At 46.3% G+C, this 216-nt stretch carries 1 protein-coding gene; it reads left to right on the forward strand.

The features are described 5' to 3' along the window. Positions 1 to 216: hypothetical protein (locus tag AB4486_RS27135; protein WP_372119884.1), on the forward strand; the 216-nt coding region annotated here is incomplete at both ends.

A 216-nucleotide genomic window follows, 5' to 3' on the forward strand; every position in this document is an offset into this window, starting at 1 on the left:
ATATAGCTAAGTCTCCTAAGCAAGTAGGCCTTGAATCCAATGTGAAAGACAACGATAAGGTCGCTCAGAGAATCGAACTGGCTCCGGTTGGTAAATCCTTCAAGGGACGCGTCGTGTTTCACAACCTTAAAACGGTTGAATTGTCGGCGCTGCTATGGTGCCTAAATTTAAAGAAGAGCAATCATCAACTTGGGCATGGAAAACCTATGGGGGCGG

Origin of the sequence: Vibrio sp. 10N.222.55.C6 (genome assembly GCF_041473395.1) — a bacterium.
Classification (GTDB): Bacteria; Pseudomonadota; Gammaproteobacteria; order Enterobacterales; family Vibrionaceae; genus Vibrio; species Vibrio crassostreae_C.